Raw genomic sequence first — 20,501 nt, forward strand, 5'->3', positions numbered from 1 at the left:
CTCCTACAGTTCCAAAATCCCCCTCCGATCCTTCTCGCTTTTTGTTGGTTTCACTTTTATTCCGCTTATATATAAGATTGTGCTCGCCGCCAATCAGCGCGAATCACGTACGGTAAGCAGCATTAATGCGCACATAATCGTAAGTGAGATCGCAGCCCCAGGCAGTAGCACTTCCGCTTCCGTCTGACAAGGTTACGGTGATCAGCACGGTATCACTTTTTTGCAAATAATGCAGCGCCTTCTCTTCGTCAAAAGCCACCGGACGCGACGAACGCAGCACCTCTATATCTCCCAGCTTAATGTCTACCTGCTCCGGCGATACCGGCACTCCTGCTCGGCCTACAGCGGCGATAATCCGTCCCCAGTTGGCATCCGCCCCGAAGATCGCTGATTTCACCAGGCTTGATCCGACTACAGTCTTGGCAATCGCAGCAGCACCTTCATCATGCACTGCACCATTCACCTGCACTTCAATCAGCTTCGTTGCACCTTCCCCGTCTCGGGCAATCGCCATCGCCAGACTCCGGCACACATGCGTGAACGCTGCGGCAAAAGCCTCCCAATCCGGATGCAGACGCGTCAGCTTCTCATTCCCCGCCAGGCCGCTCGCCATAGTGACCAGCATATCATTCGTGCTAGTATCTCCATCCACTGTAATCATATTAAAAGTAGAGTTGGTCGCACTGCGCAGCAAGCTGAGCAGATCCTCGGCATCAATGACAGCATCTGTTGTCATGAAACCCAGCATCGTCGCCATATTGGGGTGAATCATCCCCGAACCCTTGGCCGCACCGGCAATCACTACCTCAGCACCGCCAACGGTCAGCTTAACGCAGCTTTCTTTTTTGACCAGATCCGTTGTAAGAATTGCCTGGCTGAACTCCTCTGCACCGGCAGCGCCGCCATCCAGCTTCTCCGGCAGTCCGGCAATGCCGCTGCGCACACAGTCCATCTTCAGCAGCTCGCCGATTACCCCGGTTGAGGCTACCGCAACATCCAGTTCGTTCACGCCCAAATAACGTGCAGCCGCAGCGCGCATCTCATACGCATCCGCTTCGCCCTGATCACCTGTGCAGGCATTGGCATTGCCGCTGTTCACAATTACCGCCTGCAGCGTCCCATTCGCCAGACTCTCCCGTGTCACCTTCAGCGGAGCCGCCTGAAACACATTCGTGGTAAATACCGCAGCAGCCGTCGCCGGAACCTCGCAGAGAATAGCTCCGAGGTCGTTGCGTTCGGTTTTTTTGAGCCCGCAGTGCAGCCCTCCTGAAATGAAGCCCTTAGGTGTAGTAATGCTTCCGCCTTCCACGACGGTATATAATGAATTCTCGCTCATGTTATAGTTTGACCGCTGCACTTTAAGGATACACTGGTGTGTAACCAAGACCGCGGGTTTCCTCCCATCCCATCATCAAATTCAGGTTCTGAATCGCCTGTCCTGCAGCGCCTTTAACGATATTGTCGATAACCGACACAATGGTGACCCGTCCGGTACGTGCGTCTGTCGCGAAGCCGATATCGCAGTAGTTCGATCCGCTGACTTCCTTCGTCGCCGGAACCACTCCGGGCTCACGCACCCGCACATACGGTCTGCCTGCATAATACTTACGGTATAAGTCCACGAGCTCCTGCTCGCTGTGTTCTCCAGTCAGCCCGGCATACATCGTGCTCATAATTCCCCGGGTCATCGGGACAAGATGCGTAGTGAACGTTACCGTTACTTTTTCCCCGGCGATATCCGTAAGCGCCTGCTCAATTTCCGGGATGTGCTGATGTTTGTTGATTTTGTAGGCTTTGAAGTTCTCATTGATCTCGGCAAAATGAACCATCAGGCTCGTTCCCCGTCCTGCCCCGGACACCCCAGATTTCGCATCAATAATGATGCTGTCCGGTTTGATCCAGCCTGCCTCAAGCGCCGGAACCAGTCCCAGCAGCGTAGCAGTCGGATAACAGCCGGGATTGGAGATGAAATCTACACCAGCGGCACGCTCGCCGTATACTTCGCATAACCCGTATACCGCCTGCTGCAGATAAGCTTCCGGAGGAGCCGGATGCTTATACCACTGCTCATACTCCGCACCGTCCTTCAGCCGGAAATCCCCCGACAGGTCAACGACCTTGAGGCCGGCTTCGAGCAGCTGGGGCACCAGCTTCGCGCTCACACCCGAAGGGGTAGCTGTGAATACGACATCCGCCCTCCCGGCAATCTCTGCCGCATCCACACCATCCAGATTACGCTGCACAATCCCAGTTAAATGCGGGAACCCTTCCTCAATCGGCGTACCGGCGCTCGAAGAAGATATTACTGAAGTAATCTCTATATCAGGGTGGCTCTGCAGCAGCCTGATCAGCTCCACGCCCCCATATCCCGTTGATCCGACAATTGCCGCTCTCAGCTTGCCTGTCACTGTCATCCCCGCTTCCCGTTTCTGCTTTATATCTACTTTATATCATTATTACCTGTGAATAACCGTTCTGCAAATATGTATTATTATACGACCGAATTAATATAAATACAACACGTAACGTTAACTTTATTCGGAGGTTCCCACCAGAAACAGCCATGCCTTTTATCAAAAGAAAAGCGCAGAGCTCCCCTAAAGGGAGTCTACGCTTCTCTTTTAAATCCTTCGCCCAGCACTTCATGGGCTTCCGTAATAATTACAAATGCACCCGGGTCTACCGAGCGGACGATCGCCTTGAGTCTCGTAATTTCATTCTGACCCACCACCGCCATCAGCACGGTACGATTATCTCCGGTGTAGCCGCCTTGCGCATTCAGCTTGGTCAGCCCGCGGTCCAGATCATTCAGAATCGCCTGCGAGATATCCTCCGTCTGATCGGAGATGATATACGCCACCTTCGTGGTACTGAAGCCAACCTCCAGCGCATTGATTACCTTGCCCGTTACGAACAGACCGATCAGTGCATACATTGCCTGCTCCATGCCCAGCACAAAAGCAGCCAGCGTAATCACCGTACCATCCAGCAGCACGACGGACAGCGAGAAGCTGAAGCCGGTAAGCTTTTGAATAATCTGCGCGAGTATGGTCAGTCCACCCGTTGATCCGCGTCCGCGGAAAACCAGGCCAAGCCCCAGCCCCACACCAATTCCTCCATAAATAGAGGCAAGCAGCGGATTCGTAGTCGGCACCGGCCCATCCTTGGTCAGGAAGATAAACAGCGGCAGCACAAAGCTCCCCAAGAGCGAGCGGATGCCATACTGTTTACCGAGGAACACGACCCCGAGAATAAAGAGCGGAATATTAAGCGCCCACTGGGTAAAAGCCGGCTCCGCCCCAAACCAGGCTTCGGCAAGCACCGACAACCCCGATACCCCTCCGGAAGCAATCTGGTTCGGGAGGAAGAACAGGTTGAACGCCAGACCCGTAATCAGCGAGCCGATCAGAATGAGCGCAATATCCACCGTATGACGCAGCGGCCCGTTTAGCGGGATGAGCGGAGGTTTGTTGCGTGAATTGATTTTTTGCATAGTTGCCCTGTGCTCCTTAGATGTAATCTTGCTGCCTTGTTATTTTATCAAGAAAAAAATCCCTACACCTCCGAAGACGCGTAGGAATATCCATACCCTTATTCAGTTTCTGTCTTGATCTGACTGCGCAGGTAGCCGTCAATGAAGCCATCCAGATCGCCGTCCATCACCGCTCCAACGTTGCCGGTTTCTACAGAAGTGCGGTGATCCTTCACCATGCTATAGGGGTGGAACACATAGGAACGAATCTGGCTGCCCCAGGCAATCTCCGATTGTTCGCCGCGGATCTCATCGAGATGCGCCTGCTGCTCCTGGATCTTACGCTCATAGAGCTTGGAACGCAGCATCTTCATCGCCTGTTCCCGGTTCTTGATCTGCGAACGTTCATTCTGACACGTCACCACGACTCCGGTTGGTAAGTGGGTAATCCGCACCGCCGAGTCCGTAGTATTGATATGCTGACCACCCGCGCCGCTGGCCCGGTACGTATCGATCTTCAGGTCCTCTGTACGGATATCCACCTCTACGTCATCGGCAATCTCCGGTACCACATCGCAGGATACGAAGGAGGTATGCCGTCTGCCCGAGGAGTCAAAAGGCGAAATGCGCACCAGACGGTGTACACCCTTCTCTGCCTTCAGGTATCCATATACATTGTAGCCTTTAATCAGCAGCGTTACACTCTTGATGCCTGCTTCATCACCCGGTAAATAATCGAGCACATCCACCTTGAAGCCCCGTTTCTCCGCCCAGCGTGTATACATACGCAGCAGCATCTGGCCCCAGTCCTGGGATTCTGTTCCGCCCGCACCGGGATGCAGCTCCAGGATCGCGTTCAGCTTATCGTACGGCTGATTAAGCAGCAGCTGCAGCTCGAACTCATCTACTCTGCTGCTCACACTGCGGATCGTTCCGGCAATCTCAGAGGCAAGCGCATCATCGCCTTCTTCATCCGCCAGCTCCGCCATCATCGCCGCATCGTCATAATCCTGCTGCAGCTTATCGTATTGATCGACCACCGATTTCACGGCGTTCATCTCTCCAATGACGCTTTGCGCCTTCTCCGGATCATCCCAGAACCCGGGCGCCGCCATCTTCTCTTCAAAGTTCGCTATAATCTCCAGCTTAAGGTCTAAGTCAAAGTGACCCCCTAAGATTGGTTAGTTTCTTGCCTATTTCACGCAGGTCCTGCTTCACATTAGGATCGATCACTTGGATCACATCACCTTTCAAAATAAAATATTGCGCCGGCCGCTGGGTTCGGGTGTTTTGCGGAATGGGTGATTCAGCTTCTTCCTGCTGATGAATCGCCCTTAAGAAATTCCTGTCGGTGTACACCGTAACTGCGGGGAATGTTTGGACTTCCGGCCGCTGTTAGGATTGAATTTCCTCATTCAAACTGCTCAGCGCAGTAGAAATTCAATCCTAAAGGCGGACGCTGACGCTCCTACAGTTCCAAACTTCCCCTCCGTCACTTCCACCTCAATTGCAGTTCTACAGAGCCATTCCGTTCGCTTCGCTTGAAGCAATCGCCCCATTCCTTCAAACATCCAAAAAAGCGGCCGGGCCGCAAACGGGGAGTCCCCCGGGCCCAGCCGCTTTTATTGTCATTATAACCTAAGTGCCAGTGAACAAAACTAGAAGTGCATTACGGTGAAAAGTATTCGCAGCTTGATGCCTGCTCATTATTTCACCAGTATTATAAAGATTATAGTGAATTTATTCTCTCTTACGCCTGACCGTGGCAGTTCTTATATTTCTTGCCGCTGCCGCAAGGGCATGGATCATTACGGCCGACGGTAGACTCCACATGTACTGGACGTTTTTCAGCAGGCTCAGCATTCGTGGAAATCTTATCTTCTTCCACTACCGACTGACGCTCCTGATTCGCCTCGATGTGCGCCTTCATGATGTAGGTCGCGACTTCTTCCTGAATGTTCGCCGTCATGGCATTGAACATTTCGAAGCCTTCGAACTGATATTCGCGAAGCGGATCGGTACCGCCGTAAGCACGGAGGTGAATCCCTTGACGAAGCTGATCCATGGCATCGATATGATCCATCCATTTGCTGTCTACGGAACGAAGTACAATAACCTTCTCGAATTCACGTACCAGCTCAGCGCCGAGACGTTCTTCACGTGCTGCATATTTCTCCAGTACACGGCCAAAGATGAATTCGATGATTTCTTCTACTTCTTTGCCCCACAGATCATCGCGGGTCAGGGAGTCTTCCTCCAGCAATTTGCTGTTCACATAATCCGCAACCTCTTGCAACTCCCAGTTTTCCGGGATATCGTCACTGCAGTGGGCATTAACAATACGTTCAACAACCGGTTTGATCATTTCCACTACAATGTCTTTGATATTGTCAGACTCGAGAATTTCGCGGCGCTGTTTGTAGATAATCTCACGCTGCTGATTCATCACGTCATCATATTGCAATACGACTTTACGGATATCAAAGTTGTTGCCTTCCACCCGTTTCTGGGCAGATTCAACCGCCTTGGTAATCATACGGCTCTCAATCGGCTGATCTTCTTCGAATCCAAGACGGTCCATCATGTTCAGCACGTTGTCCGCGCCGAAACGTTTCATCAGTTCATCCCCAAGTGACAGGTAGAACTGTGTGGAACCCGGGTCACCCTGGCGTCCGGCACGTCCGCGCAGCTGGTTATCGATACGGCGCGATTCATGACGCTCTGTACCAATAATATGCAGACCGCCAAGATCGGTCACGCCTTCGCCAAGTACGATATCCGTACCGCGTCCAGCCATATTCGTAGCGATCGTTACAGTTCCCGGCTGACCGGCATAAGAGATGATTTCAGCTTCTGCAGCATGATGCTTCGCATTCAGCACCTGGTGTCTGACACCTTTGCGCTTCAGCATTTCAGATACGCGTTCGGAGTTCTCAATCGATACCGTACCTACAAGCACCGGCTGATTCTTTTTGTGGCGTTCCACAATTTCAGCGACTACAGCGTTGAACTTGCCATTCTCGCTTTTGTACACCACGTCAGGCATATCAACACGCTGATTTGGTTTATTGGTAGGTACCTGGAGTACTTCCAGACCGTAGATCTTCTTGAATTCCTCTTCTTCTGTCTTCGCAGTACCGGTCATTCCACCGAGCTTGCGGTACATCCGGAAGTAGTTCTGGAAGGTGATAGTAGCCAGCGTCATGCTCTCATTCTGGACTTCAATCTCTTCCTTAGCCTCGATAGCCTGGTGCAGCCCGTCGCTGTAACGGCGGCCCTGCATCAGACGTCCCGTGAACTCATCGACAATCATCACCTCGTCTTCGTTGACCACATAGTCGACATCGCGGCGCATAATTGCATTTGCCTTAAGCGCTTGTACGATATGATGGTTCAGCGTAACGTGACTGTGATCATACAGATTCTCTATGCCAAAAGCACGCTCAGCGACAGCAACGCCCTTCTCGGTTAAGGCAACAGACTTCACCTTAATATCAACAGTGTAGTCTTCTTCAGCAGTCAGCTTCTTCACGAAACGGTCTGCTGCATAATACAGCTCTGTGGATTTCTCAGCTTGTCCGGAAATGATCAGAGGTGTACGGGCTTCATCGATGAGGATGGAATCGACTTCGTCAATAATACAGAAATACAGCGGACGCTGTACCATCTGTTCCTTATAGAGCACCATGTTGTCACGCAGATAGTCAAAACCAAACTCATTATTCGTGCCATACGTAATATCGCAGGCATAAGCTGCTTGTTTATCATTATGGTCCATGCCGTTGAGGTTAACCCCAACCGTCATGCCCAGAAAGTTATAGATTTGCCCCATTTGTGCGCTGTCGCGCTGAGCCAGATAATCATTTACGGTTACGACATGCACGCCTTTGCCCAAGAGTGCATTCAGATATACCGGCAGTGTACCTACCAGCGTCTTGCCTTCCCCGGTCTTCATTTCGGAGATCCGGCCTTCATGCAGCGCCATACCCCCAACTAACTGAACGTCAAAATGCCGCATGCCCAGCGTCCGTTTGGAAGCTTCGCGTACGGTTGCAAATGCCTCGGGAAGAATCTCTTCCAAGGTTTCACCTTTCTCAAGACGGGCACGGAACTCTACCGTCTTAGCCTGCAGCTCTTCATCCGTAAGCGATACGAAATCCGGCTCCAAACCATTGATTACTTCGACCGTCTTCATGAGACGTTTGACATCACGTTCATTAACGTCGCCAAATATTTTTTTAACAAGTCCTAGCATGGTTAACCCCTTTCATGCAACACAGATGGTGGAACCGAGCCCATCCTCAACAAATTGAAAGGGCCATATATGATTTCGATTCCGCTGCTTCATAAATTGTAACAGTTTGTAAGAGAAGCCGCAATACAAGCTGCCGCAACCTTATTCTGCATAATGCCTTTTCATAGGAACAGATGCAGGTATTCTTGCCTCTACCTTCTGTATATACGCACAAGAGCCCTATTCGCTTCAAGCGAATAGGGGCTCGTCTAATTGTCTACGTCAGGCTGAAACGGAAGCCCTTCCTTATACCAGCAATTTCCGGTTAGCAGGTTAGTTCTGTTCGATCAAACCATACTTGCCGTCATCGCGTTTGTAAACAACGCTAACTTCAGAAGTGTCGATGTTGGAGAACACGAAGAAAGTATGACCAATCATGTTCATTTGCAGAATCGCTTCTTCCACATCCATAGGCTTCAAGGTGAAGCGTTTGTTCCGCACGACCTCAAGATCATCATAATCCTGTTCCTGATCCTCAACAGCTACGGCGCTGGCCGAACCTTCTACGAACAAGGTCTTCAAGCTGCCTTCCTGGCGGAACTTGCGGTTAAGTTTGGTCTTGTGCTTGCGGATCTGACGTTCCAGCTTGTCCACTACGGCATCGATGGATGCATACATATCATCGCTGCGGTCTTCCGCACGAAGCGTCACACCTGCCAGAGGGATTGTAACTTCCACCGTATGAAGGCCGCGAACGACGCCAAGCGTCACATATCCTTCTGAGGTAGGGGGTGCATCGAAATACTTCTCAAGTCTGCTGAGCTTCTTATCAACATAGTCTCTCAAAGCGTCGGTCACTTCAATTTGTTGACCTCGAATGCTGAATTGCATGGGCACTCCTCCTTTGTTTACCTTTTCATTATAGCAAATTGTCAGGGCTAAGTAAAAAACAAATCATGACAGCCTTTACATTTAGCTAACAAAAGATGTCACGGCCTTGTCCTAAACAATAAACAGGTCCGGCTGGCGCATGAACTCGCCCTGGCCGGACCATTACAGCTACAGTATTATCTCACTTTGAAGCCAAGATTATGAATGATTGCTGACCTATTGCAGGGCAGAAGGTTCTGCGTCCATACCTCTTGCTTATTTAGTCTGGATACGCAGAATTTCTACTGGTGACCAGACACCATTAGAACCAGTGATGAAAAAGACTTTATATTCTGTGTTCGAAGTCAGTCCGTTTAGCGTAAAGGTATGCTTTACACCTGGAGATACTGTAGAATTCGGACCGGCAAAAGTTCCCGTTAACTGAACGCCAGCACTATCCTGCCCGGCAGCAATTTGTGCCGCGCTCGGGTCAGCATCAGTTGCCTTAACCACAACATATTTCAGCGGTGTAGGGATTCCTCCAGTCTGCCCGTATTTAGCATATACATCGGCAGTCACCGTTCCTATGCTGTCAATTCCCACCTGAGTAAGTGATGTGGTGCTACCTGAAGCAGTCTTCAGTTGAAGAGGCGTTACCCCGGACCAGGCTCCAGAAGCATCCGTCACTGCGATGTAGGTAGTATATTCAGTATTTGGATTTAGACCATACACGGAGAAAGTAGCAGTAGTACCAGCGGTTACAGCTTTTTTCCCGGAATGAATTCCAGCTGTGCTTGCACTAATTAACCCGTCTCTCACTTGAAGGGCGGTTGGTGCTGTTGCATTGATGCTGTAAGGAGCTACCACATAATATACAGCACCTGTTACTGAAGTCGTAAGATACACATCAGCCGTAACAGACCCTACATGACCATAAGTGACACCACTGACAGTAGGTGAGGTAGTTCCACCGTTACCACCGCCGCCAGTGCCACCACCACTACCACCGGTAACCGGGGTTGCTGTTGGGCTGGCAGTTGGTGCAGGTGTTGCTGTTGGAGCCGGAGTTGCCGTAGGGGCCGGTGTAGGTGTTACTCCACCAGTGCCTGCCGGTTTATAGACAACAGAGTTGCTGATGATTCCGACCGCTTCGGCCCGTGTAAGTGATTTCTTCGGCCCGAAGGTTCCGTCCGGATAACCATTGATAATCTTCTTGTCTGCTGCTGCCACCACCGCACCTTTGGCCCAAGCCGCTACTTGAGCGCTGTCCTTGAACTTAAGCGTAGTAGAGCTTGTACTCAGCTTCAGCACCTTGGCAGCAATGACAGCTGCTTCCTGCCGGGTAAGCGGGTTGTTGGCACGGAAGGTATTATTCTCATACCCGCCGATGTAACCAGCCTTCACGGCTTTGCTTACTTCGCTGTAGACCCAATTTGTGCTTTTGACATCCGTGAAGCTAATGGAAGCCGTTTCGGTGAACCCGAACAGGCGATTGATCAGTGCCACATACTCGCCACGGGTAATAGCCTTGTTCGGCTTCACCGTTCCGTCAGGATAACCGCCCAGGTATCCTTTATCCAGCCAGCTCTGCAGTTGCTTCTGAGCCCAGTGACCTTGAATGTCTTTGGGGGTAGCCGCAGCTGACACACTGCCTAATGATCCGAGCAACATCGAAATACCAAGTAATCCGGCCATAAGGCCACGCCATGTTTTCTTCATTCTTTTGTTCATCCTCCTGAGTGTTTGATGGGCATAGGCTTCACTGCATGTCTTCTTATCTGAATTCTTTTCGGAAGCATACGCCTAAGCTAATAATGAGGTGCTATCTAGGCAACGAAAAAGCCCAACGCCTCTTATTACCCATATTTTGGAGGGAAATAACGGATTCTTGAAATAAAATTTTACAATGTGTCTAATAATGTGTCTTTTCCGCCTTATGTTGCACGTCATTTTGTTAGATGAACGTAAAAAAGACCCCGGAGAATACCCCCAAGGTCTAACGCTAGCGTTGTCTCAATTGCTAACCATCTACCATATATGTAGGTCGGCTTCGCCGGATGATTATAATTTGATGACGTTAGCTGCTTGTGGTCCGCGTGCGCCTTCAACGATATCGAACTCTACGGATTGGCCTTCGTCCAATGTCTTGAAACCGTCAGTTTGAATCGCGGAGAAGTGTACGAATACGTCGCCACCATCGGCAGTTTCGATGAAACCATAACCTTTTTCTGCGTTAAACCATTTTACTTTACCTTCCATTGACTAAACATTCCCTTCGTCATCAGATGAACGTGAGTCTTGCTCACAATTCGACTATACCACCGCTGCTTCTCTATTGTCAATTGGAATAGTAAATGATTACTTGCAATATTTTACCATCCTTAAATCTATCATAAAAAAGGCAGATTCTGTGATACAAGATACAAAAAAAGGAGCAGACGCTATTTAAATACCCGCCCGCTCCCCAGCTGAAACATCTGGAATCTATTATTTTTTTCGGTCCATTAGGATGCTGTCGGGAGTGTAATTCTGCTCGTAGGCACTGCGCTGAATCTTGGCTTGGCCGCGTTTCTGCAGAAAGTTCTGGGCTTCCTGACGAAGAGCATTCATCCGGTCCAGCAGTTCATTATCGTATCCTAAAATCCGATGAATTTCTTGCTTTTGTGCAGCCGACGAAGGATAAATTGCGACTTTTTCTGCAATGGAATCGACAAGTTTCTGCCGCTCCTCTACAAACACTACAAGCTCCTCGTATGTTGCTTCCTGAAGCCTGCTCATCATCTCTCGGGTAAGCAGGTCCAGACTACGGATTAGTTCATCCATTAGCAATCTCAGTCTGAGTCGCGGCAAGCTTAGACGCCTGCAGCCAGGTTTCGCGCAGATCCGTAAGGTAACCAATGGCTTCTTCGGCTTTTGCCGGGTTCTTGTGGATGTTGGCTTCGATTAACAAGTAGTTCGTATATTCGTATAGAGAGTAGAGACCTTTGGATACTTCAATTGAATAATCCAGTGTACTCATCAACTCACTGATAATGGTTTGGGCTTTACCGAAATTCAGATTCGATTTCTCCAGATCCTGTTTGCTCAGCCCATCCAAAGCCGTTTTCACGAAACGGATAGCCCCGTCATACAGCATAATTACGAGTTGCGCAGGTGTTGAAGTCTGGACTGACGACTGGCGGTATTTATCATAAGGAGATTTAATCAATGTTGTCACCCTCTAATTTAAAATAAATTAACTGGAAGTTGAGAATAGACTGGAAGATTGAGACTGAAGCTTATTCATAGCGGTTTCCATGGCAGTGAATTGTTTATACAGACGAGTTTCCTGATTATCTAAATAAGTGAGCATTGTACTAATCCGTGAATTATACTCTTTGAGTTTCTTCCCCATCACACTTTCTTCTTTAAAAGTGCTGGTAAGATCAGCAGAGTAACGGTTAGTTCCCGCACGATTAGATATTTTTTCAATTGCATTAAATACAGAAGAGGCCATTTTGTCAAAAATACCAGTTGCAGGTGCACTCGCCGGCCCCTGCAATATATTCATAAGCTTTTGGGGATTAGCTTCCATAGCTGTTTTGAGTTTATTTTCATCGAGAACTAATTTACCATTCTCTGCGTAGGTTCCAGTAGAGATTCCCATTTCGGCAAGTCCACCCAATTGCTCAGTGATGTGGGCTCTCATTTCAGATAATACTGATTTAATAATATCATCATTCTTGAGCAGGCCGCTTTGTGCCTTCAAGGTCCATGTTGTAATGTCCGCTTCTTTCATTTCTGCCTTCTGATCATCCGTAAGTGGCGCGTAATCCCTGTATTTTTCCTCATCAATCTTGGAGTTCAGGGCAGCAATTAACGTATTATAATCAGAAACAAAGCTTTTTACTATGTCCACCGCAGCAGTAGTGTCGGTTTGTGTAGTTATTTTGGAAGGGACGTCGGTACCGGATGTATTTGTTTTAGTTAGCAGGGTAATTGTAACTCCATTAACGGTGAACGTATTTCCGGAATTGTTATACTCTACGCCATTAATAGTGGCAATTGAATTAACACCTGTTTTAGTGGTCCATTCATCTTCAGTTTGATTTTTTTTGTTAAAGAGGCTCAACAGCGTATTGTCGTCAGTTCCTGAGCCCAATTCTACTTTACCATCCGTACCACTTGTCTTAGAAGCAATTGCTAGTTTACCTGTCGTCTCATCAAAGGTGACAGTGACATTAGCCAAGGAATTATCATTAATCGTAGAGATCACCGTCTGAATATCAGTAGAGCCTTTAAACGTAAATGTCTGGCTGTTTACTACCAGCTTGAATTCTTTCGCCTTGGCCGCATCAGAGGTTGGATCACTGCTGTCAAAGGCGGATTGCAGCGACGCCAGCGTGCTAGTGCTTGGTTTCCCTGATCCAGCTCCCGCCGTCGTAACCGTTGTCTTGGTCGCCAATTGACTCACAGATACTTCCATATCAATCCCGTTGGCCTTAGAGCCTGCGGTAGCTTTGATAGCATCCGTATTTCCGGATACAACTGCTTTGCTTACTGTAAGAACGTCATTACTGCCATACTTAGTAATAAGCTTATTGTACCGGAAATCATAAAGCTTACTGCTTACTTCTCGATAGCTCTCTCTTGTCCAGTTTAATAGCTGCTTCTGCTGATTCATTTTGTCGAGCGGCGCTTTTTTGGCCGTCATCATGCTCTTAACCATACTGTCAATATCCATACCCGAAAATCCATTTACGCGTGTTACCAAGTCGGCACCCCCTTGTTCTATATTTTCTCGTCAACCAATATCCCCGCAATTTCCATCATCTTGGCTACCAAATCCAATGTCTTCTCAGGGGGCACTTCACGTATAAGCTCACCGGTATCCTTATTAAGTACTTTCACCATAATATCATGTGTTTTTTCGTGGATGCTGATCTCAAGCGTGGTCTGGGGTCCCTGAAGAGATTTCACAGCTCTTTCAATGGTTCGGATCAACTGCTCCTCTGCAACGGATACATTCACGCCCTGCTTTTCCTTAAGATTCATATCTCTTGTAGTACGAATTCCTGCAACTTGATTAGCAGGTGCTGCTTGTTCAGAACTAACCGGCACTACTTCCGGCTTGTTGTTCTGGACGCTTGTTGTCGAACTCGCAGAAAGAGAGAACTGTACATTCATAACCCCGACCTCCACCAACACTCATTTTATACTTTATATATCGGTTAGTTTCAGGGATAATTTAGGATTCGGGGTGAAGTCAAGAGAAAAAAGAAAAAAGCTCTGAGAACACACTCTCTGAGCTTAGTAATTTTTATAAGTAATTAACTAATGCAGACCTCATTCTTACTTGCTAAATTCTGATACAACCCAACGGACGGATCGAATGACATCTGTTACATCTTGATCTGACATTTTTGGATATAAAGGAAGCGTAATAGCTGTATTATAGTAAGTCTCAGCATTAGGGCAAAGACCAGATTCATAACCTAATTTCTGATAATAAGGTTGTGTGTAAACAGGAATGTAATGGACATGGACTCCAATATTTAATTGACGAAGGGCATCGAACCATTCTCTTCTGGTTCCCTTAAGTACTTCAGGCAGCCAACGAGTAACGTAAAGATGCCAGCTTGAATTACTCTCTTCCTGTTGGTAAGGTAATATTAGACCTTGGATACCAGCTAACTCCCGGTTATAACGCTCTGCAATTTCCCTTCTCCTATTCACAAAACTATCAAGCTTCCCCATCTGTGATACACCTAGAGCAGCTTGCATGTCCGTCATTCTATAGTTACACCCTAACTCCTGCATCTCATAATACCAGGGTCCATCATTTTTAATCATTTTATCAGGCTCCTTAGTCATTCCATGACTTCGGAACATTTGGAGCCGATGGAAATAATATTCACTATTAGTGACTATTATCCCCCCTTCTCCCGTAGTAATATGCTTAACAGGGTGGAAACTAAACATAGTCATATCTGCCCATGCCCCAACCTTAATTTCTTTGTACGTAGCTCCTAAAGAATGGGCAGCATCTTGAATCAAAACTAAATTATTGTCTCTGGAGATCATGCTTAAACGATCTATTTCAACCGGTTGTCCAGAAAAATCTACAGCAATAATCGCTTTGGTCTTATCAGTGATCTTTTGCTCAACCTGAACAGGATCTATGTTATACGTATCCATGTCGATGTCTGCAAAAACAGGAATGCCTCCTTGGTATAGTACGCAATTGCTGCTTGCCAAAAAGGTATTAGGCGTCGTAATGACTTCATCGCCCGGGCCAATTTCCGCAGCAAAGCACGCGCCATGTAGCGCAGCAGTTCCATTAGTGAAGGCAACTGCATATTTAGCTCCGACATATTCTGCCACTTTAGATTCAAATGCTTGAATAGTCGGACCCTGCGTAATAAAATCACCTCGCAGAACTTCAACCACAGCCGCAATGTCCTCTTCATCTAACCACTGCTGACCATAGGGTAGTGTTGTTTTGCGTATCGGCTGAGCGAATGGGGGATCAATTCCTGACATGCAAACTCCTCCTTATCTAATTACCACTACGATGTTATTGAAGGCCACCATTTTGAATCCATGCCTTAGTACGGGCGATTCCTTCGTCTAATGTTATTTCTGGCTCCCATTTGAGCAAATGACGCGCTTTATCGAAATTGCACAGTAGTTTTTGAATTTCACTCTGTGGATGGATATGTTCTACATGTTTAATTCTTGACGGATCACCTGAAATCAATAGAGCTAAATCATTCACTGAAATGTCTTTACCCAATCCTGCGTTAACAATCTCTCCGTTAACCTGATCGGAGAACCCAGCAGATACAACAAATCTCGCGCAGTCTTCCACATATAGAAGATCTCTAGTTTGTGTTCCTTCTCCGTAAATGTTCAAATCCCGGCCGTTCAAATGATTGTTAATGAAAATAGCAACTACGCCACCTTCACCACCTGTTTTCTGATATGGACCATAGGTATTAAACGGTCGGATAACAACGGTAGGAAGTCCGTAGGCATAAAAATAAGAAAGTACCATATTCTCTGCTGCTACTTTAGCACCTGCGTATGGTGACGCCGGCTTTGTTGGATGCGTTTCAGTGATGCCCGTCTCATCAACGCATCGGTCATATACCATGCAAGTACTCATAAACACAACTTTAGTATTATGCTTGCGACACTGCTCCAGAATATAAAAGGTTCCAACAGTATCATTATTAAAGGTCACTCCTGGGTCATCAATAGAATCCTGTACATTAATTGAAGCACCTAAGTGATAGCATATTTCAAAGTGATGCTTATTAAACAATTCTTCCAGTAAATTCTCATTAAGAATAGAATCATTAATAAACTGCACAAGCCCTGGATGATCAATGAATTCTGTCAAGTTACGCTCTTGCCCATTAGACAAATCATCGAGAATCCATAATTGGTGTCCTTCACTTAGCAACTGTTTTGCAACCCAACGCCCGATGAATCCTGCACCACCAGTAAGTAGAATATTCACTTGTTAACCTCCTTATATTAAATCGAAAACCGGCAAGCGTATTAGATTACAGGTTTTTGTTCGATATGAGCATTAATTCTAGTTATCTCAGGCGATCTCAATAGAAAGTCAACCACCTCTGAAGAACTTACAATTTTATTGTTGAAAAATTCCTTTGCTATAGCCTGACACACCAAATAATCTTCTGGAGTATCTAATGTTATTCTTAATTGGGGGTGTTTCAAATGTTGCGGAAGTTTGAATGGAACATGTGTGAAGGATTTAATATTTTCATAAGCATAATACGTTACATGTTCGCGATGCCGAGTTTCTTTACCCATCATATGCACTTTTTCCAGAGCAACAAATGATATGACTTCAACAGCTAGCCCCCGAGGCAATCCCTCTTCATACAACAAAACCTCAGAAGGATTAGCTATCATCGCTTCAATCATCATATCCGCTAAGTCATAATCTACAAATGGGCAATCAGAAGTCACACGCAGTATATAGTCCGCTTGATATTTTTTTGCACATTCATAATATCTAGCTAATACATCTTCTTCTGAACCCCTAAAACAGCTCACATTATTTAGTGCACACCATTTTTCAATTTCATTATCTTGATTGAGAATCGAAGTGGCTACTATCACTTGAGCTACTTTTTGAATTTTTTGACACCTTGAGACAACATAATCAAGTATATTCGTATCACCAAGAGGCATTAACACTTTACCAGGAAGTCTGGTCGATCCCATGCGGGCTTGAATAATAACAGTATAGTTCATCATTCACCTCAGCTATTGAATTGAATACTAAACAACTTCCCATGTAATCGGAGTTCCCAGCGGAATACCTACTGTAGCAGTTCTTCCAATCACTATATCTAGATATTTAGGAGCAAGCCCATAGCCCGGTCTAATAACCTTAACATTATCAAAATTAATTACTTCACCCGGTTTTATATCTTTCGCTGCATAAATAGATCTTCTTAATTTTCTAGAATCCTTCTCGGCTTCGGTAGCACCATAAGAAACTACACCCATCGCTTGCCATGCTTTTGTTGTCTCTTCAACCAAGCTTTTCATTTCATGTGGTTCCATTGAGAACACTGAATCCACGCCCCCGTCAGCCCTGGATAATGTAAAATGCTTCTCAATAACAGTTGCCCCAATAGCCACACTAGCTATGGAAACACCTATACCCAAAGTATGATCCGACAGCCCCACTTCACAGTTAAAAAGCTGCTTCATATGTGGAATTGTAGCAAGATTCGAGAAGGTAGGCTCTGCTGGGTAAGTACTTGTACATTTCAAAAGTATCAATTGATTGCAACCATACTCTCTAGCAGTACGTACAGCCTCGTCAAGTTCAGCCGTGGAGGCCATACCCGTAGACATAATTATAGGTTTACCAGTCATAGCTACTTTTTTAATTAGTGGAATATCCGTATTCTCAAAAGATGCAATTTTGTAAGCAGGTACATCTAAAGTTTCTAAAAAATCAACTGCTGTTTCATCAAATGGTGAACTGAATACAACAAGCCCTAATTCTTTGCACTTCTTAAATATCTCAGAATGCCATTCCCACGGAGTATATGCCTGCTTATATAAGTCGTACAATGAATTTCCTTTCCATAAACTTGAATCTTCACTAATCATGAACTCTTCGGAATAAACATTCAGGGTCATTGTATCAGCAGTATAAGTCTGTAACTTAATTGCATCCACCCCAGTCTTTGCAGCAGCTTCTACTATCGCAAGAGCTCTGTCTAAAGATTGGTTATGATTCCCGGACATCTCTGCTATAATGAAAGGTTTATGATTTAGTCCAATTTCTCTTCCCGCTATTTTCACTTCAATGCTGGATGATTCCATCTTTTGACCTCCCTTAGTCAGTTATTTTTTTTTGCATAATAATTAATTCATTATCAATATTCCATTCCCTATATCCAGCTTTAATGAAGCTTTTTAAAGAGATATTATTTTCTTTTTTAATTACAGCTTGTAGAAAATGGATGCTTCTGTTCCAGATGATCGCCGTGATCTCGAGTTCTTTCAAAATTCTTTGAGCATACCCTTTACCTCTATGCTCTTTAGCAACATTGATGCTCACTTCTGCATAATCGCCAACTCTATCAAGCCTAACAACAGCAATCTTTTCTACTCCACTCCAAGCAACCATTAACTTGCGATCCGGCATCAGCTTGCTTTCTTCTACCCACTTGAAGTGATCTTTAAGAGACACCTCGGTTGAATTAATTGAGTTGAGTCTCGCCTTAATTTCATTACGACACTCCAAAAGAAACAAAATTTCATCATCCCCGAAATCGCGCAATTCCAACGCTTCATTCTTCTTCATTAAAATATCTGCCACTCTAAAAACCCCGTTACCATCAACTATATCCATAGCTCTTTCTCTAGCATTTTTAAGCTTTTCATTTGAATAGATTAAGCGTTCTATAGTCTGCCTTAAATCTTCTTCTTTTACCAGATGGCTTAACCCTAAATACTCATCCACTTCCAGTAAATGACTGCGTTGAGCTCCCTCTACTTGGTTTGCTGCTATCGCTATAATTATTCCGGGCAAGCCTAAACAATAACGTTCCCAGGTCATCCCTCCGCCAGCACATATGGCTAAATCTGAAGAGGACATCAAAGAGGAAATTGAGATAGGTTGGATCAAAAATTCAATCTTTTCATCCTCGTATTGGTGTATTAACTCTTCTATACGGGGATTTGTTTTCCCCATAACAACTGTAACTTTCATAGACTCATTTAAAATTGGTAGTAAAGCTTTAATAGCCTTAGACGTTTCATTAGTCGGATCTGTCCCACCGAAACAAACAAATATATTTTCCACACTTTTTGCATCCCGTAGCTTCAGAGATTTACGTTCTTTAGTAAATTCATGCCTGAGTAATGCATACTCTGGTCCTAATAATTTCACTGATGTTGGGGGTATCAAAAGATCATAATTATCCCTTTTAAATTTACTTAGACCAGTATCCAACAGAACATCGCAATCATGCTGCCTATCAGCAAGATCATCAATCACCATTATATTGGTAAATACTTTTCGTAGATATCCTTCGAACTCAAAAGCCAGAGAATAGTGATCTATAATTATCCAGTCTTCTTTTTGAATACTATAATTACTATTTATAAGTTCAATAATATACTCGGCTTCCTTTTGGCTTCCAAGAAGATATTCGGTCTCATTCTGGAGTATAGCACACCCTTTTTCAACGATAAGTTTGGAAATATAAGCGTTGCTCTCTCTGCAAATAAAAATGACCTGTTGCTTGCGTTTGATAAGTTCTTCACTCAATGCAAGACATCTCATCACATGACCTACACCTAGTTTCGCTGATGAATCCGCTCGAATAAAAAACTTCATAAGCAACTTCCTTTGGATTTTATTTTCTATAGTAACTTCTCTTTAATAAACCAATCAGCAAGTTCATTTTTTTCAATTGTTTTATTAATATCCGGGTAAGGTTTTTCAAATGTTTTTTTGTAATTCGCATCATAAACTGAGTGATTTTTGCCCTGCTGTGGAATTATATACATACTATTAGTTTCATAAGCAATTGCTGCTTCATCATCAGTCATTAATTCTTCAAACCGTTTCTCTCCTGAACGAAGTCCAATTATATCCACATGAATATCTTCGGTAATTCCATAGTTCTCCTTAATTTGCTCAATAACGACTTCTGCTAAGTCCCCAACTTTGATGAGAGGCATTTTCAAAACAAAAACTTCTCCTCCTAAGGCCATATTATTAGCTTCAAGTATAAGATCAATAGCTTGAGACGGCGTCATCATGTACCTTAGCATATTATAATCAGTCAAAGTGATTCTGCGATTCTCCAATACTTGTTTCTTGAACAAAGGAATCACCGAACCCCTGGAACTCATTACATTCCCAAATCTAACAGCAGAAAAGATTGTAGATATAGCCCCTTTATGATGCTCTGTAGCTGAAATCAGACGTTCTGCAGTTAATTTCGTAGCACCGTAAGTATTCGTAGGGGAAATAGCTTTATCGGTACTGGTGAATAATACTTTTTTCACATTTCTTTCAATGGCAGTTTGTATAACATTCTGAGTCCCTATTACATTAGTTTGAACAGCTTCAAAAGGATTGTACTCACACGCAGGAACATGCTTCATGGCCGCACAATGGAATACGTAATCAATATTCTCCATCGCTCTTCCTAAACGTTGCTGGTCTCTTATATCACCAATCAAGAACCGTAAATTTTTGGAGTGCTCTTGAAAATCCATTGCCATTTCGAATTGTTTGTGTTCATCACGGCTGAAAATACGAATAACTTGAGGACTGTCTTGTAATAACCGTTGAACTAGCTGCCGTCCAATTGTACCGGTTCCGCCTGTTATAAGAATGTTTTTTCCGGTATAGGTTTCCATCTTCATGTA

At 45.6% G+C, this 20,501-nt stretch carries 19 protein-coding genes; all 19 read right to left on the reverse strand.

The window, feature by feature from the left end; all coding sequences use genetic code 11:
• Positions 1 to 103 precede the first annotated feature (103 nt).
• Positions 104 to 1,336, reverse strand: coding sequence for a bifunctional ornithine acetyltransferase/N-acetylglutamate synthase (argJ, locus tag PBOR_RS32140; protein ID WP_042218046.1), 1,233 nt, complete (start codon positions 1,334 to 1,336; stop codon positions 104 to 106).
• Between the two features lie 22 nt (positions 1,337 to 1,358).
• Complete coding sequence (gene argC, locus PBOR_RS32145; protein WP_042218048.1) at positions 1,359 to 2,414, reverse strand: N-acetyl-gamma-glutamyl-phosphate reductase; 1,056 nt, start codon at positions 2,412 to 2,414, stop codon at positions 1,359 to 1,361.
• A gap of 194 nt (positions 2,415 to 2,608) precedes the next feature.
• Complete coding sequence (locus PBOR_RS32150) at positions 2,609 to 3,493, reverse strand: YitT family protein (protein ID WP_042218050.1); 885 nt, start codon at positions 3,491 to 3,493, stop codon at positions 2,609 to 2,611.
• Between the two features lie 98 nt (positions 3,494 to 3,591).
• Positions 3,592 to 4,705, reverse strand: a protein-coding gene (prfB, locus tag PBOR_RS32155; protein ID WP_099052574.1) for a peptide chain release factor 2 whose coding sequence is annotated in 2 segments (ribosomal slippage) — positions 3,592 to 4,632 and positions 4,634 to 4,705 — 1,113 coding nt in all. Because the reading frame shifts where the segments join, the coding sequence is not laid out codon by codon here.
• Entirely contained in the window at positions 4,631 to 4,831 is a 201-nt protein-coding gene (locus PBOR_RS37885; protein ID WP_218918937.1) for a hypothetical protein, read from the reverse strand. The genes prfB and PBOR_RS37885 overlap by 75 nt, the downstream gene beginning before the upstream one ends.
• Positions 4,832 to 5,222: 391 nt before the next feature.
• Positions 5,223 to 7,727 (reverse strand): preprotein translocase subunit SecA, encoded by a 2,505-nt coding sequence (secA, locus tag PBOR_RS32160; RefSeq protein WP_042218054.1) that lies wholly within the window; start codon positions 7,725 to 7,727, stop codon positions 5,223 to 5,225.
• Between the two features lie 312 nt (positions 7,728 to 8,039).
• On the reverse strand, positions 8,040 to 8,597 hold the full coding sequence (gene hpf / locus PBOR_RS32165) for a ribosome hibernation-promoting factor, HPF/YfiA family (protein WP_042140221.1): 558 nt from the start codon (positions 8,595 to 8,597) through the stop codon (positions 8,040 to 8,042).
• Positions 8,598 to 8,852: 255 nt separating this feature from the next.
• Positions 8,853 to 10,295, reverse strand: a complete 1,443-nt coding sequence (locus tag PBOR_RS35870) for an S-layer homology domain-containing protein (protein WP_052429733.1) — start codon at positions 10,293 to 10,295, stop codon at positions 8,853 to 8,855.
• Between the two features lie 342 nt (positions 10,296 to 10,637).
• Positions 10,638 to 10,835 carry a cold shock domain-containing protein gene (locus PBOR_RS32175; protein ID WP_019915069.1) on the reverse strand — a complete coding sequence of 66 codons (198 nt, stop codon included), beginning with the start codon at positions 10,833 to 10,835 and terminating at the stop codon, positions 10,638 to 10,640.
• A gap of 228 nt (positions 10,836 to 11,063) precedes the next feature.
• Positions 11,064 to 11,399, reverse strand: coding sequence for a flagellar protein FliT (locus PBOR_RS32180; RefSeq protein WP_042218056.1), 336 nt, complete (start codon positions 11,397 to 11,399; stop codon positions 11,064 to 11,066).
• Complete coding sequence (gene fliS / locus PBOR_RS32185; RefSeq protein ID WP_042218058.1) at positions 11,392 to 11,784, reverse strand: flagellar export chaperone FliS; 393 nt, start codon at positions 11,782 to 11,784, stop codon at positions 11,392 to 11,394. Before fliS ends, PBOR_RS32180 begins: the two co-directional genes overlap by 8 nt.
• Before the next feature lie 27 nt (positions 11,785 to 11,811).
• Positions 11,812 to 13,329 (reverse strand): flagellar filament capping protein FliD, encoded by a 1,518-nt coding sequence (fliD, locus tag PBOR_RS32190; RefSeq protein WP_052429734.1) that lies wholly within the window; start codon positions 13,327 to 13,329, stop codon positions 11,812 to 11,814.
• 17 nt (positions 13,330 to 13,346) lie between these two features.
• The gene (locus PBOR_RS32195) at positions 13,347 to 13,742 is read right to left on the reverse strand and encodes a flagellar protein FlaG (RefSeq protein ID WP_042218060.1); all 396 of its coding nucleotides are present in this window, start codon (positions 13,740 to 13,742) and stop codon (positions 13,347 to 13,349) included.
• Between the two features lie 165 nt (positions 13,743 to 13,907).
• Complete coding sequence (gene pseC / locus PBOR_RS32200) at positions 13,908 to 15,098, reverse strand: UDP-4-amino-4,6-dideoxy-N-acetyl-beta-L-altrosamine transaminase (protein ID WP_042218062.1); 1,191 nt, start codon at positions 15,096 to 15,098, stop codon at positions 13,908 to 13,910.
• A gap of 34 nt (positions 15,099 to 15,132) precedes the next feature.
• Positions 15,133 to 16,080: a dTDP-glucose 4,6-dehydratase gene (locus tag PBOR_RS32205; protein ID WP_042218063.1), complete on the reverse strand. Its 948-nt coding sequence runs from the start codon at positions 16,078 to 16,080 to the stop codon at positions 15,133 to 15,135.
• Between the two features lie 41 nt (positions 16,081 to 16,121).
• Positions 16,122 to 16,847 (reverse strand): cytidylyltransferase domain-containing protein, encoded by a 726-nt coding sequence (locus PBOR_RS32210; protein WP_042218064.1) that lies wholly within the window; start codon positions 16,845 to 16,847, stop codon positions 16,122 to 16,124.
• A gap of 27 nt (positions 16,848 to 16,874) precedes the next feature.
• Positions 16,875 to 17,936, reverse strand: coding sequence for a pseudaminic acid synthase (gene pseI, locus PBOR_RS32215; RefSeq protein WP_042218065.1), 1,062 nt, complete (start codon positions 17,934 to 17,936; stop codon positions 16,875 to 16,877).
• A 13-nt stretch (positions 17,937 to 17,949) separates the two neighbouring features.
• A complete protein-coding gene (pseG, locus tag PBOR_RS32220) occupies positions 17,950 to 19,458 on the reverse strand; it encodes a UDP-2,4-diacetamido-2,4,6-trideoxy-beta-L-altropyranose hydrolase (protein WP_052429735.1) in 1,509 nt (502 codons plus the stop codon).
• Between the two features lie 26 nt (positions 19,459 to 19,484).
• On the reverse strand, positions 19,485 to 20,492 hold the full coding sequence (locus tag PBOR_RS32225) for an SDR family NAD(P)-dependent oxidoreductase (RefSeq protein WP_042220161.1): 1,008 nt from the start codon (positions 20,490 to 20,492) through the stop codon (positions 19,485 to 19,487).
• Positions 20,493 to 20,501: the final 9 nt, after the last annotated feature.

This window comes from Paenibacillus borealis (assembly GCF_000758665.1).
Taxonomy (GTDB): Bacteria; Bacillota; Bacilli; order Paenibacillales; family Paenibacillaceae; genus Paenibacillus_AQ; species Paenibacillus_AQ borealis.